The organism is Binatus sp. (SeqCode), assembly GCF_050013435.1.
In the GTDB taxonomy this organism is placed as follows: Bacteria; Desulfobacterota; Binatia; order Binatales; family Binataceae; genus Binatus.
In genome coordinates, this window is sequence record NZ_JBEKFG010000006.1 from 1 (window position 1) to 14,023 (window position 14,023).

General features: G+C 61.7%; 12 protein-coding genes and 1 pseudogene. 7 read left to right on the forward strand and 6 right to left on the reverse strand.

The window, feature by feature from the left end; translation table 11 throughout:
• A pseudogene (locus ABSB13_RS02010) lies at positions 1-314 on the reverse strand (hypothetical protein); the annotation flags it as partial.
• Between the two features lie 109 nt (positions 315-423).
• On the opposite strand from ABSB13_RS02010, the gene ABSB13_RS02015 reads away from it, so the two are divergent.
• The 5 genes from ABSB13_RS02015 to ABSB13_RS02035 are packed head-to-tail and all read left to right on the forward strand — an operon-like array spanning position 424 to position 4,673.
• Positions 424-918 (forward strand): MaoC family dehydratase, encoded by a 495-nt coding sequence (locus ABSB13_RS02015; protein ID WP_428105076.1) that lies wholly within the window; start codon positions 424-426, stop codon positions 916-918.
• 5 nt (positions 919-923) lie between these two features.
• Positions 924-2,090, forward strand: a complete 1,167-nt coding sequence (locus tag ABSB13_RS02020) for an acyl-CoA dehydrogenase family protein (RefSeq protein WP_428105194.1) — start codon at positions 924-926, stop codon at positions 2,088-2,090.
• The gene (locus ABSB13_RS02025; protein WP_428105078.1) at positions 2,087-2,572 is read left to right on the forward strand and encodes a MaoC family dehydratase; all 486 of its coding nucleotides are present in this window, start codon (positions 2,087-2,089) and stop codon (positions 2,570-2,572) included. The genes ABSB13_RS02020 and ABSB13_RS02025 overlap by 4 nt, the downstream gene beginning before the upstream one ends.
• A complete protein-coding gene (locus tag ABSB13_RS02030) occupies positions 2,569-3,768 on the forward strand; it encodes a CaiB/BaiF CoA transferase family protein (protein WP_428105080.1) in 1,200 nt (399 codons plus the stop codon). The genes ABSB13_RS02025 and ABSB13_RS02030 overlap by 4 nt, the downstream gene beginning before the upstream one ends.
• The gene (locus ABSB13_RS02035) at positions 3,765-4,673 is read left to right on the forward strand and encodes an HpcH/HpaI aldolase/citrate lyase family protein (RefSeq protein ID WP_428105082.1); all 909 of its coding nucleotides are present in this window, start codon (positions 3,765-3,767) and stop codon (positions 4,671-4,673) included. Before ABSB13_RS02030 ends, ABSB13_RS02035 begins: the two co-directional genes overlap by 4 nt.
• Positions 4,674-4,686: 13 nt before the next feature.
• Here the strand turns inward: ABSB13_RS02035 and ABSB13_RS02040 are convergent, their stop codons facing one another.
• The 3 genes from ABSB13_RS02040 to ABSB13_RS02050 all read right to left on the reverse strand — a co-directional run bounded on the left by ABSB13_RS02040 (position 4,687) and on the right by ABSB13_RS02050 (position 7,605).
• Positions 4,687-5,838, reverse strand: a complete 1,152-nt coding sequence (locus tag ABSB13_RS02040; RefSeq protein ID WP_428105084.1) for a CaiB/BaiF CoA transferase family protein — start codon at positions 5,836-5,838, stop codon at positions 4,687-4,689.
• Positions 5,839-5,910: 72 nt separating this feature from the next.
• Positions 5,911-6,516 carry a glutathione S-transferase family protein gene (locus tag ABSB13_RS02045; protein WP_428105086.1) on the reverse strand — a complete coding sequence of 202 codons (606 nt, stop codon included), beginning with the start codon at positions 6,514-6,516 and terminating at the stop codon, positions 5,911-5,913.
• Between the two features lie 63 nt (positions 6,517-6,579).
• Positions 6,580-7,605 (reverse strand): amidohydrolase family protein, encoded by a 1,026-nt coding sequence (locus ABSB13_RS02050; RefSeq protein ID WP_428105088.1) that lies wholly within the window; start codon positions 7,603-7,605, stop codon positions 6,580-6,582.
• A gap of 218 nt (positions 7,606-7,823) precedes the next feature.
• On the opposite strand from ABSB13_RS02050, the gene ABSB13_RS02055 reads away from it, so the two are divergent.
• The gene (locus ABSB13_RS02055; RefSeq protein WP_428105090.1) at positions 7,824-10,226 is read left to right on the forward strand and encodes a TonB-dependent receptor; all 2,403 of its coding nucleotides are present in this window, start codon (positions 7,824-7,826) and stop codon (positions 10,224-10,226) included.
• Positions 10,227-10,384: 158 nt separating this feature from the next.
• Complete coding sequence (locus ABSB13_RS02060; RefSeq protein WP_428105092.1) at positions 10,385-11,536, forward strand: acyltransferase family protein; 1,152 nt, start codon at positions 10,385-10,387, stop codon at positions 11,534-11,536.
• Between the two features lie 26 nt (positions 11,537-11,562).
• Here ABSB13_RS02060 and ABSB13_RS02065 read toward each other — a convergent pair whose 3' ends face one another.
• Together ABSB13_RS02065 and ABSB13_RS02070 are read right to left on the reverse strand one after the other, a co-directional pair.
• Entirely contained in the window at positions 11,563-12,714 is a 1,152-nt protein-coding gene (locus ABSB13_RS02065; protein ID WP_428105094.1) for a thiolase family protein, read from the reverse strand.
• Positions 12,711-13,133 (reverse strand): Zn-ribbon domain-containing OB-fold protein, encoded by a 423-nt coding sequence (locus tag ABSB13_RS02070; protein WP_428105096.1) that lies wholly within the window; start codon positions 13,131-13,133, stop codon positions 12,711-12,713. The genes ABSB13_RS02065 and ABSB13_RS02070 overlap by 4 nt, the downstream gene beginning before the upstream one ends.
• Positions 13,134-14,023 lie beyond the last annotated feature (890 nt).

Below are 14,023 nucleotides of genomic sequence, written 5' to 3' on the forward strand. Positions count from 1 at the left end.
CCCGCCGGCCCGCCACCGCCGCCTCCCCCGCCGCTGCCCGCCGAGCCGCCGCCGGCGCCTTGGCTGCTGGTCTGACCGGTCTCCGACGGCGAGCGCATGATCTGAGCACTGTAGAACTGGCCTCCGCCGGTATAATAGTACGGTCCCGGATCGGTGAATTCCTTCTCCATGCCTTGATACTGGAACGGCCAATCGTTCGCCGTCCCGCTCACCGTCGGATTCCCTGATGGATCGTAGGTGTACGTCGTCGCCGGCGGAGACTGGGTCGAGGCGGTATTCACCAGCGCGATGCCCGGCAGAGGTTGTGCGGCCATGCGCGGATTCTAACCGTGTGCTGTTTTGTTGCAATAGTTGTAAGTTAACGGCGCGAAACTGCCGCGCCGAGGTCGCGGAGCGACCAGAGTTTTGCTAGGAGCAGGGTCTATGGCAGATCCCGATTTCAGTCAGTTCAAACTCGTGCCGAAAGGCCATGCGTTCGAGGAATTCCACCAGGGCCAGGTCTTCGAGCATCATTGGGGACGCACGCTAAACGCCGGCGACAATTCGCTCTTCACCACCGCGACGCTCGCGCATTGCCCGCTCTACTTCAACGCCGAGTATGCCCGCGCCCACGGTCATCCCGACATGGTGGTCAATCCGATGCTGGTGGTGTGCACGGTGGTCGGCATTTCGGTCGAGGATTTGAGCGAAGCGGGTGGACCGTTTCTCGGCCTCAACGGTTTGGAATTTCACCGCCCGGTCTATCCGGGCGATACGCTGACCGCGCGCAGCACCGTGGTCTCCACGCGCGAATCCGCAAGCCGCGGCAACTTCGGAATCGTCACGTGGCGCACCGAAGCCCGCAATCAACGCGACGAACTCGTCGTCAGCTACGAGCGGACCAACCTGGTCGCCAAACGCAGAGGAGCTGCATCGTGAGTTACATGACCGACGAGCGGCGGATGATTCAGCAGGCGGCGCGCGACTTTGCGATGAAAGAAGTTCTGCCGCTGGCGAACAAGCTCGATCCCGAGCAGGGCGACATCCCGATGTCGTTGCGCGACAAGCTGGCCGAGATGGGCTACTTCGGAATCGTGATCCCGGAGGCGTACGGCGGGCTTGGCCTGGGAGTGTTCGAGTACGTGCTGATCACCGAAGAACTCGCGCGCGGCTGGATGAGCGTCGCCAGCATCATCGCGCGCGGCAACGGACTCGGCGGCGGTTTCACGGCGGAGCAACGGCGCGAATATCTGCCGCGGATGGCGCGTGGAGAATTCCTCGGCGCGGCGGCGCTGTCGGAGGCCGACGCAGGCTCCGATCTCGCCAACGTCTCGTGCAAAGCGACGCGCGACGGCGATGGCTGGATGCTGAACGGGAGCAAGATGTGGTGCACGTTTGCCGACGGCGCGGATTTCATCTCGGTGTTGGCGCGCACCAAGCAACCGTCCGATCCACACCGCCGCCACGAGGGCATCAGTCAATTCCTGGTGCTCAAGGAGCGCGGCAAGTTTCCACCGGGGCTGACCGGCTCGCCGATTCGCAAGATCGGTTACTTCGGCTGGAAGACGTTCGAGCTGCACTTCGAAAACTTCAAGCTGCCGGCGGACGCATTGCTCGGCCGCGAGCGCGAAGACCGCGGCGAGGGCAAGGGATTCTACGGCACGGTCAGCGGACTCGAGGTGGCGCGGGTGCATACCGCGGCGCGCGCGATCGGGCTTGCGCGCGGCGGGCTCGAAGACTCGTTGGTGTACGCGCAGCGCCGCGTCCAATTCGGGCAGCCGATCGGAGAATTCCAGGCGATTCGGTTCAAGCTGGCCGAGATGGCGACCGAGATCGAAGCCGCGCGCCAGTTGACCTACTTTGTTGCCACCGAAATTGACGGCAGGCGGCGATGCGACAAGGAGGCCTCGATGGCGAAGCTGTTCGCCTCCGAAATGTCCGAGCGCGTCACCAGCCAGGCGCTGCAGATTCACGGCGGCTACGGATACACCAAGGACTTTCCGCTCGAGCGCTACTGGCGCGACGCGCGACTGACCAAAATTTTCGAGGGTACTTCCGAAATCCAGCTGCGGATCATCTCCGACCGCCTGATACCGAGGGTAAGGAAGTGAGTACATCGATCGCGAAGCTGACCGGCGCCGGCAATTACTTCGAAGACTTCGAAGTCGGCGCGAAATTGCGTCACGCACGCGGCACCACCGTCGGCGAGATCGAAAATCAGATGCTCACCAAGCTGGTGCTGAACACCGCCGACAGCCACTACAACGAGCATCGCATGAAGGCGACGCCGTGGGGCCAGCGGCTGGTCTTCGGGCTGGTGACCGGTTCGGTGTGCATCGGGCTGGCGACGCAGGACACGGGCGAAAACGCGCTCGCCGAACTCGGCCTGACGGGGATCAGGTTCACCTCGCCGGTCTTTCACGGCGACACGCTGTACGCCTATAGCGAAGTTCTCGAAAAGCGCGACGCCGATCGAGACGACGCCGGCATCGTCCGCTTCAAGCATTGGGGAACCAAGCATGACGGAACGATCGTCTTCGAGGGCGAGCGCACGGTCCTGATCAAGCGCCGCTCGCACTGGGGCAATCGTTGAACGCACGCACGGGACCGCTCTCGGATGTTCGCATCCTCGATCTGACGCAGGCGCTGGCCGGTCCGTACTGCACGATGCTGCTGGCCGACCTTGGCGCGGACGTTATCAAGGTCGAGCCGCCCGGCGGCGACATGAGCAGAAGCATCGGGCCGCATCCCGCCGATCGGAAAGGCTGCGACTACGGCGGATACTTCGCCAGCGTCAATCGCAACAAGCGCAGCATCGTGCTCGACATCAAGACCGGCGCCGGCCGCGATGCGTTTTTCAAGCTGGTGAAGACGGCGGACGCGGTCGTCGAGAATGCGAAGACCGGAGTGATGGATCGCGCGGGAATCGGCTACGAGCGGCTGCGCGAAATTAATCCGGCCGTCGTCTATGCGGCGATTCGCGGCTTCGGAGATCCGCGCACCGGCCTGAGCCCGTATGCGGATTGGCCCGCGTTCGACATCGTTGCGCAGAGCATGGGCGGGTTGGTCGGCGTCACGGGTCCGCAAGGCAGCGCCGGTTACAGAGCCGGCCCCGCGGTCGGCGACATCTATCCCGGCACCCTGGCCGCGCTTGGAGTGGTGTCGGCGATTCATGCGGCGCGCCGGACCGGGCAGGGACAATTTCTCGACGTGGCGATGTACGACGCGATTCTCGCCCTGTGCGAAATGATGGTTTACAGCTACTCGGGCGGCGGCGTCGTTCGGGAACCGGGCGGCAACGGGACGCCGGTGCTGTGCCCGTTCGATATTTTTCCGACGCGCGACGGCGCCATCGCGATCGCAGCGCCCGGCGAAAATCATTGGAAGAATCTGTGCGACGCGATCGGGCGGCCCGAGCTCGCGACCGACGACCGCACCCGCAACGGCCACCGGCGAGTCCTGCATGCCGACTTTGTGCGCGGGCTCGTTTCGGACTGGACGAAAGCGCATAGCACGCGCGAAATCGTAGCTGCGATCGGCGGCAAGGTGCCGATCGGCCCAGTCAACACCGTCAAAGATATTTTCGAGGATCCGCATCCCAGGGCGCGCGGCATGCTGGTCGAGGTCGAGCAGCCGGGCGACAATCCTCCACTGGTGCTGGCGGGATGTCCGATCAAGCTGACGGGCACGCCGTCGGGGATTTACGCGCGCGCGCCGCGGCTGGGCGAAAATACCGAGCAGGTACTCGCCGAGGCGGGAATATCAATCGCGCACAAGGAGCAATCATGACGCTTCGACTAAGACGTTCCGAACTTTCGACGCCGGCTTCGAGTCCGAAAATGATCGAGAAGGCGATGGGGACCGCGGCCGACATGGTGTTCCTCGATCTTGAAGACGCCGTCGCGCCGTCGCAGAAAGAAGCGGCGCGCAAGAACGCGATCGAGGCGCTGCGCAATCTCGATTGGGGCAAAAAGATTCGCGCCGTGCGCGTCAACGGCGCCGACACGCACTGGGCGCATGACGATGTGATCGAAGTTGTCGAGGGCGCGGGCGACAAGCTCGATGTCATAATCGTCCCGAAGCCGAAGGCGCCGCGCGACATCTGGTTCTTCGACACGCTGCTGACGCAGCTCGAAACGAAACTGCATCTGAAGAACAAGATCGGCCTCGAGGCGCTGATCGAAGAAAGTGCGGCGCTGGCGCGCGTCGAGGAAATTGCCGCATCGTCGCCGCGGCTCGAGGCTCTGATCCTCGGCTTCGGCGATCTTTCGGCGAGCCAGGGCATGCGCTTTGGCGTCGCGACCGATCCGGCAAATCGATATCCCGGCGATATGTGGCATCATGCGCGCGTGCGGATGATCACCGCGTGCCGCGCCAACGGCATCGACGCAATCGATGGACCGTTTGCCAACTTCAAGGATCCGGAGGGCTATCGGCGCGAGGCGACCTGGGCGGCGACGCTCGGCGCCGTCGGCAAGTGGGCGATACATCCGAGTCAGATCGAAGTCGCCAACGACGTGTTCGCACCGACGCCGCACGAAATCGAAACCGCGCGCGCAATGTCCGAGGCCTACCAGGCTGCCACGCGCGAAGGCGCGGGCGCGTCGGGCGCGGGCGGGATGCTGATTGACGCGGTCGCGGTGCGAATCTTCGAAGGCGTGCTGGAGCGCGCGCGCCTGACCGGTCGCGCCTAAGGCTCGCGCCGCGTCACGCCGGCGGGGCTATCGCGCCGCATTTGCGCAGTCGCTCCAAATCCGCGTCGGCAAAGCCCCAATCGCGCAGCGCCGCTTCGGTATGTTCGCCCGGCGTTGCCGGCGGGCGCTGAATCGCGCTCGGCGTGCGGCTGAATCGGGGCGCCGGCCCGGGCTGCGTCACTCCGCCTTGCTCGACGAAAGTTCCGCGATGCAGATTGTGCGGATGGCGCGGCGCTTCATCCATGCTGAGCACCGGCGCGAAGCAAACGTCGCTGCCCTCCATGATCTTGCACCATTCGTCGCGGGTCTTGGTGCGGAACAGGGTCTTCAGCCGCTCCTTCATCGCGGGCCACGAGTTGCGATCCTGCTGATGCGGCAGCTGCTCGCCCTTGAGGCCCGACAGCCGGAGCAATTCCTCGTAGAACTTTGCTTCGATCGCTCCGATCGAGACGTACTTGCCGTCCCTGGTTTCGTAGACGTCGTAATAATGCGCGCCCGTATCGAGGATGTTGTCGCCACGCTCGTTGTTCCATATCCCCAAGCCGTGCATACCGTAAATCAAGGTCATCAACGACGCCGCTCCATCCACCATCGCGGCATCCACCACCTGGCCCTGGCCGGACTTCTGCGCCTCGAGCAGTCCCGCGACCACTCCCAGAGCCAGATAGAGCGCGCCGCCCCCGAAATCGCCAACCAGGTTCAGCGGCGGAACCGGAGCCTCGCCCTTGCGCCCGATGCTGTGCAGCGCGCCGGACAGCGCGATGTAATTGATGTCGTGGCCGGACGCATGCGCCAGCGGGCCTTCCTGTCCCCATCCCGTCATGCGTCCGTAAATCAGGCGGGGATTGCGCGCGAGACAGTGGTCGGGGCCCAGGCCGAGCCGCTCGGTTACGCCGGGCCGGAAGCCTTCGATCAATGCGTCGGCCTTCGCGACCAGCCGCAACACGGCCTCAATGGCTTCGGGCCGTTTGAGATCGAGCGCCACCGAGCGCCGGCCGCGATTGAGCAGGCTGTATTTCGCATCCATCGCGATGCCCACACCCGCGTCCGCCGTGCGATCGATGCGCAGTACGTCGGCGCCCATGTCCGAGAGCAACATTGCACACATCGGTCCGGGGCCAATCCCGGCCAGTTCGATGACGCGATATCCTGACAACACACCCATGATTTTCACCGCATAGTCGGCGCGATTGAGTCGGCGCGATTAAGCCCGCGCGATTTTACGCACGAGCTTTGACTACTTCAGCGCGCGAACTTTCTTGTTGGCTTCCCGCCCAAGGCATTTCTGCAACCACGCTTGCACGTTCGGAGTCGATGACAGGTCGAGCCTCATCATCGGCACCCAGCTCATGACCGCGGCCACGTTCAAGTCCGCGATCGTAAAGTTCTTGCCGAGCAGATATTCCTTGCCCTTGAGCGATTCCTCGAGCACGCCCAGCGGCGCCTTCAAAGCTTCGATCGCCGCCAGCGCGGCTTTTTCGTCACGCTGCTCGGGCGGATTCATTACTCGATTGCGCAAAATGGCGATGAGATGCGGCTCGACCTCGCTCATCGCCCAGAAGCTCCACTTGTAGATGTCGGCGCGCGCGGCGGGCTCCGCCGGCCACAGCAAATTCTTGCCGTACTTTTCGGCCAGGTAGAGATTGATCGCCATCGATTCCCAAACCACCACGCCGTCATCTTCAAGCACCGGCACGTGCCCGTTGGGATTGCGTTTGAGATTCTCGGCCGACTTGGCTTCGGTCGTCGCAATCGGAAGATGCTCGTATTTGACGCCGAGCTCTTCGAGAGCCCACAAGGACCGGGCGCTGCGCGATCGTGAAGTTCCGTAAAGTTTTGTCACTTTGCTTCCTCCAATGAGCGCATCTTACTAAACGTGTCTGTCACAATGCACCTGGCTCGGCATCTAGGACGTGAGCGTCAAGCGATAGACCTCCGACGCGGTGCGCTGGAAGAGCTGATTTTTTTCGTCCCTCGTGAAACCCGCCGCGATCTTCTTGAACGCGTTCCAGAGCACGACGTACGAGCATGAAACCCGGTCCACCGGGAAGTTGCTCTCGAACATGCATCGTCGCGGGCCAAACCGATCGATCGTGTGGAGATAGTAGTCCCGTGTCGCCGCCACGAGTTGGTCCGAGGTCGGCGGCGACGGCCTGTGATGCCAGCCGAATCCATTCACCGGCATGTTGATTCCACCGAGCTTGGCCACGACATTGGGACATCGCGCGAGTTCCGCGATGTTCTTCTTCCACTCGCCGAATATTTCCGCGCGCCGGCCTTCGTAAGGACCGATTCCCAGCGGGCCACCGAAGTGATCGAGCACGATCGTCGTATCGGGAAACGCTCGCGCGAGATCGATCACCGCCGGCATCTGCGGATGGAACTGCCATGCCTCGAAGCTGAGACCCAGGCCCCGCAACCTGGCGAAGCCTTCGCGGAAGCGCGGCGATTCGTACAAATCCGCGGGCGGGTTGGTGTGCGAATTCCTGACCGCTGGACTCGCGTCGAAGCCACCCGCGTGCCGGATGCCACGGAAACGCGCCGGCGCCGCGGCGATATGCGCCTGCAACACCTCTTCGACCGCGGCTCCCAGCGCCAAATCCGCAAAGCCCACGATTCCCGCCGCGACCCGCGTCGGGCCATATTGCCCGCTGGCGCTTTGGGCCGCGATGCCGTTGACGAACTCGGTCTCGCCAACGGGCAGCATCGGCTCCGGGCCTTCCGCGCGATACATCGACATGCATTCGACGAACACCGTCGCGAGCACGCGATGCCCCGACGCCGTGTCACGGACAATCTCGTCGAGCATGTAGCGGCTGCCCGGATGGTCCCACAGGTGATGATGCGGATCGACAATCGGCAGCTCCGGTTCGAGCGCATCCTCGCTGACTTGCGCGAGCCACGCGTCGCGCTCCTGTTCGCTGTTCGGCATCGGGTAATTTTCTCCCGTTCGTCGTGAGTAAGACCGGACTTCAGCTACCTCAACTAACACTGGATGTGACAGCTCGACAATCGTCAGGTTGCGCGCTCGACACGGCGCGATCATTGCGGTCGATGGAGGCTTGATGGTCCGCAACGCATGACTTGAGCGGGCCGATTGACAAAGCGTGGGGCTTCGGATATTGAGAATCATTCTCATTTTTCGACCGCATGTCAAAGCATCAACCAACCCTCCACCGCGGCGGCAGAGCGTGGCCCGGCGCGACCCCGATATGGCTCGCGCTCACGCTCGCGTTGTCGCTGGCGCTTGGCTTCGCGTCCGCGTGTTTGGCCGGGATGCAGCAAATATCCGGCGTCGTCAGCGACGCGCTGGGCCGGCCGCTGGTGCAGGTGAAGCTCGAACTGCGCAACCGCGATGGCGCCGCGATCGCGCACGCAATAACCGACCAGGGCGGACGGTTCAAAATCGCTGCCGCGAAGCCGGGCGTGTATTCGCTCGTGGCGGTGAAGCAGGGATTCAAGTCCGCAAACAAAATTGTCCGCTTCCCGCCCAGCCGCGCACAGCCGATCGTGCTGGCGCTCGACGCTGAGACCGCGCTAAGCATTCCGGTCCAGGCCAGCCTGATGCGCGCGCCCAATGGCGTCTCCACGACCGGCGCAAACAAGTACACCGTAACCGCACAGGACATTTCCAACCTGCCGCGCGGCGACAACACCAATCTCACCGACGTATTGGCGCAGATGCCCGGCGTCGCGATCGATCAAAATCAGCAAATCCATATCCGCAACACCGAAGGGCCGCAATTTCAGTATCAGATAAACGGCGTCACGGTGCCGCTGGACATCAACACCAACCCGCCATTCCTCTCGATGATAAATCCGATGTTCATCAAGCAGATGAGCCTCCTCGATGGCATCGTGCCGTCGCGCTACAGCTACGCCACCGGCGGAGTGCTGAGTATCGAGACCAAGGATGGATGCGACAAGCCCGGTGGCAGCGTCACCATGTACGGCGGCCAGCGCGACACCGTGCAGCCGAGCTTCCAGTACGGCGGATGCGACGGCAAGTTCAGCTATTACGTCAGCGGGCTGTATGACATGAGCAACAGCGCATTCAGCTCCGCCACACCGGCGCCTGATGCCATCCATAACTCCACGATTCAGGGCCAGGGATTCGGTTTCTTCGCCTATGATATGGACCCGACTACCCGGCTGAGTCTCATCACCTCCGTATCTGCCAGTAACAACGAGCTGCCTAACCAGGCGAATCTCAAGCCCCAGTTCGAGCTGACAGGCGCGGGTAACTATCCGTCGGCTGATATCAACTCCTATCTCAACTTTCGCGGCTATCTCGGCATCCTGGCGCTGAATGGAGCGCCGGCGCCCGGGCTTACTTACCAGCTCGCATATTCGGCCCATTATATTTCGCAGGCCTACGAGCCCGACAATGTAGGCGAACTCCTTTATCAAGGGGTAGCGTCCACCGCATTTCACAGCGACCTCGATAACACTCTGCAAGGCGACCTGACCTACAAGCTTGGCGACCACACGCTTGGCGCGGGCATCTACCTTGGCGAATACGGGGTAGAGTCCGACGATAACTCTCTCGTGTTCAGAGAGCCGATAGTAGGACCTCCCTTCGTTCCCGTCCGCGTGATCAACAATTCCAACAAGATCAATCTGCTGTCGGGAATCTATCTGCAAGACACCTGGCAAATCACCGAGAAGCTGCGCGCCAATTTCGGCGTGCGATGGGATCGATTGAGCGGATATACCTACGACAATCAGATCGATCCGACGATCAACCTCGTCTATCTGCCACGGCCCGACACCACCCTCCACGCCGGGTTCGCCCGGTATATGCAGGTGCCGAGCTTTCAGGGAATCTCGCCGGGCGCTCCGGCCGCGTTCAAAGGCACTACAGGCTATGCGGGAACCGGAGCGGTGACGCCTGAGACCGAAGACGACTATGAGTGGGATACGGGCGTGGTTCATCAACTGACGAACCGGATAACAGTCTCTGAAGACGCCTTCTATGAATACACCAAGCATTACCTCGATACCGGGCAGTTTGGTGAGGTGCCGATATTCGCGCCGTTCAACTACAAGCACGGTTACATCTGGGGCACGGAGACCGCGGTTACCTATAGCTCCGAGACCTTCTCGGCGCATGCCAGCACCACCATCGGCAGGAACATGCAGAAAGGTGTGGCGACGGGGCAGTTCAACTTCGATCCCGAAGAGCTGGGCTACATCAACCGGCATTACATCGTGCTCGATCATCAGCCGCTTTACGGCGCCTCGGGCGGGATCACCTATCGATGGAAGCCATGGGCGTTCAGCGCCGATGCTCTGTATAGCAGTGGTTTGCGGGGAGGCTTTGCCGATTTGGAAAAGCTGCCGCACGTGGTCCAGGTGGATCTCAGCGGCCAGAGAAGCTTTCACATGCCATCGATCGGCGAAGTGACCAACCGGATCACGATTCTTAACATCTTCGATCGCACCAACCTGATCAGGCCAACGACTGGTATTGGGGTCTTTCAAGCCGCCTATGGTCCCAGGATCACCGTTTACGACACTCTGACAATTCCGCTTCCCGCGTTGACCCGATAGTTGCGGTTTCCCGTTTTCAAAGTATTTACCGACTAAGACCTTGCTGGGGAAAGCCATTTGGTCTATAGGGCGAGGTGGAATCGGGGAGTCAAAAGAAAAATCCCGGTTCATGCCGGCGCAAGTCTGATTCGGGAATCACAAATGGAAATTCCGGCTTAATGGCTATCACGACGAGTCCGCGCCGCGATGTTTCCATCGACTATCTGCGCGCCACGCTGACATTGATGGTTCTCGCGCACCATAGCTCTCTGGCGTATACAACTTTCGCCCACTTCGACAAGCAGGACATTTATCGGTCCACCGCTCCGGTTGTCGATGTCACGCGCTGGCTGTTTCTCGATTATGCGGAAAACTTCAACGATGTGTTCTTTATGTCGCTGATGTTCTTCGTTTCCGGCCTGTTCGTCTACCCGGCGTTGCGCAGGCATGGCACCTACGGTTTCATTCGCGGCCGTCTGCTGCGTCTGGGCCTGCCGTTCAGTTTCAGCGTCGTGTTCCTTATGCCGGTTGCGTACTACGCATCGTGGCAGCTTACCGGACGTAGCACGGGCTTTGCGGACTTCTACCGGCGCCTGGCCGAGCACGGCTTTGCTTCCGGACCTGAGTGGTTCATCTGGGTGTTGCTCTTCTTCGGCGTAGTGCTGGCATTGATTCTAGTTCCGCTTCAGCGTTGGATGGCGGCGGCCGAGCGATTGATGTTGAGCCTGCGGGACCATCCGTTCGTGACGTTCACCGCCATCTACTTCCTAGCGGCGCTCGTCTATCTGCCGCTGCTCGCCCGCTATGGATTCGGAGCCTGGGCTGACTTAGTGACGTCTCCATTTTCATTTCAAATTTGCCGTATCGGCCTCTACGCCCTCTGGTTCGTCTTCGGCTTCCTCGTCGGAGCACCCAGCTTCGCCGATGGCTTGCTATCCCGCGAGGGACCGCTGGCGCGGCACTGGCGGCTGTGGATCTCAGGTTGTTTTGTCGCCTACAACGCACTTGTAATTGTTCCCAGAGTTTACCCGCAACCGACGCTGGAGGCGTTCCTTTGGGTGCTAAGTTGCGTGGCAAGCTGCTTTGGCTTCCTCGCTCTCTTTCGTGGAATCGAGATGACCCCTCGCCTATGGATGAACTCGTTAAGCAGAAGCGCATATGTGATGTATCTGGTTCACTACGTCTTCATTACGTGGACACAGCGCGTGGTTCTTGATCGGCCTATCCATGCCGGCATCAAGTTTCTCTTTGTCTTTCTCTCGACCACTTTGCTGAGCTGGCTGACGGCACAAATTCTTCTGCGCATCCCGAAGCTGAAAACAATTCTTTGAGCCGATCCGCGATTCGACGGCATCATTCACGCGTCCTTGCGTAGAATATGAACGACGCAAACGGCGCCGACCCCCACCATGTGAGCAAGTCCGGTCTTTGCGTTGGGCTGTTGGCGGATGCCCGCTTCGCCGCGTAACTGGCGCGTGATCTCGGCTATTTGCCCGGCGCCGGTCGGACCGATCGGATGGCCCATCGCAAGCAATCCTCCTGACGCGCTTACCGCGCAGCGGCCGCCGATGTCGAATTCGCCCGCGGCGATCGCGCCCGCGGCCATCCCCGGCGCGCACAGGCCCATCGCCTCCACGTACAGCAGTTCTTCGATCGTGAACGCGTCATGAAGTTCGATCAGATTCAGGTCGCCGGGTCCTACGCCGGCTTCGCGATAGGCCTGCTCGACAGTTTCGCGAGTCAGTTCTGCGTCGAAATTTTTCGCGCCGCGGTAGATCTGCTCGGTTTTGGCGACCGACGCGATGACTCTGACTGCGCGCTTGCGATCGATCCCGAGCCCGGCGATCGCATCGTCGGAGGCGACGATGACCGCGGCGGCGCCCTCCCCGATAGGGCAGCATTGAAGGCGCGTCAGCGACCCCGAAATAGCCGGGCCCGCCATCACTTCTTCCAGGGTTTTTGCCTTTTGGCGCTGCGCGTAAGGATTGTTTGCGCCGTTGCGATGGTTCTTCACCGCGACCATCCCAATCTGATCCGCGCTCACACTGTTGCGAGTCATGTACTCCTGAGCGAGCAGGGCGAAATGGGTGAAAGGCACCAGGCGAGAGCCGACCAGGTCGCGCATCCTGGCCTTCCCCGGCGCCATCGCGAACGGTCCCGGCTTGTCCACTCCCACCGCGATTGAAACATCGGTCAAGCCGCTGGCTACATCGATGCACGCCTGGCGAAATGCGGTCGATCCCGAAGCGGATGCGTTCTCAACCTGAGCCATCGGAATTCCGGTCGCGCCGAGATGACGCAGCATCGGCCGCGAAGCCGCCATCCCGATCAGCACTGTGCCGGTGTAGGCCGACTCGACCGCGCGCCATTCGAGGGCAGCATCCGCAAGCGCCTGGCGCACCGCGGTAAGGCCGAGCGTCACGTACGGAGTTTCACTGAGGCGCTGATATCGATGGAGGCCGACGCCGACTACATAGACCGGACGCATATCGCGAAGGTTCTTTTTCATTTGCCCGCGCCTGCCTTGGAGAAGCGCAACTCGACCATCTCGCCGCCCGCCTGATCGGTACCGGCCGCAACCAGCACGCTCTGCATGCGATCGCCGATGGCGAGGCCCTCGTCGGTGCGGCTGGTAAGCGTGGCCGAAATGGCAGGGCCGTCATCGAGAACGATCAGGCCGATCGTGAACGGCGTCTCGATGTCGTTGCCCATGTGGAGATGCACGGTTGCGTAAGAATGAAGCGTGCCGCGTCCGGCCAATTGCACCGCCTCGAGCTTTTCGGGCGGCGCACCGCATGATTCGCATCCATAACGCTGCGGGGGAAAGAAGACATAGCCACACGCGCGGCATTTGCCGCCGTTGAGCGGCGGATTGTCGTTGGAGTCCGGTGAGTAGAGTTCGGAATGAACGGCTGTGCGATTGGGCATGGTCGCCTCCCGCGCGAGATGGTAGGACGAACCTTCCGCGCTGGCTAGTGCCACGAACCGGCAAGCAATCGGTTCGGATCGAAGGGGCGTATCGCGTCCGCCACGAAGATCAGACTGCGATGGGCGCGATTCCGAGCGATCGATTACGGCCGAAAACAGCAATTTCTACCATCCGTAGTGGTTTTGGGACGGCTGCGCTCTAGGGCTAGCTTTGTTCCGTCAAAAATAATTTCTGCCGAGAGCAGGCCTCGCCCAACTTTGGGCGAGCGATGCGAGCACGGGACATCCTGGCGGTTGACCATAGGAGGATGCATAGCACGCGAAATCCGGCGCGGGCAGGCTGAACTAGGACACCCCGCAGGGGTGACCCCTGCACCCAATGTTCAGGCCGCGCTCCGTTGTCGCGCGCGGCCCCTGCCAACGGTCTGTTAGGACTTTTTTTGAGTCATCCTGAGCGTAGCGAAGGAACCCGGATCCGGGATTCTTCGCTGCGCAGACTCCGCTCTAGAATGACAGAAGAGGAAGGAACCGGGATTCTTCCCCTTCGAGTACTCAGGGCTTCGGCTCAATCACAGCAACTTTCGCTCCAGAATGACACGGGCGGCCGTGGGCAGGCGGTGACCCCTGCACCCGGTATCAATCGAAAAGTGCGCCGAAGCGCCCTTTTCTCTCGGGGCTGAGAGCGAAAGACGCGCTGCGCGGATTTCGCGATTAACCCAAGGTGCAGGGCCGTGCCCTGCCGCCCCGCGCGTAGCGGTCCGCTCCCCCGCGCGGCAGGGGTCAGGCCCCTGCCGGGTGACCCTTGAGTGGCGTCGCTGCCTGCGCTACTCAACTACAGCCACAACGTCAATTCAGATGGGCAGCTCCTCGCTCAAGACTGTTGTTGCGAT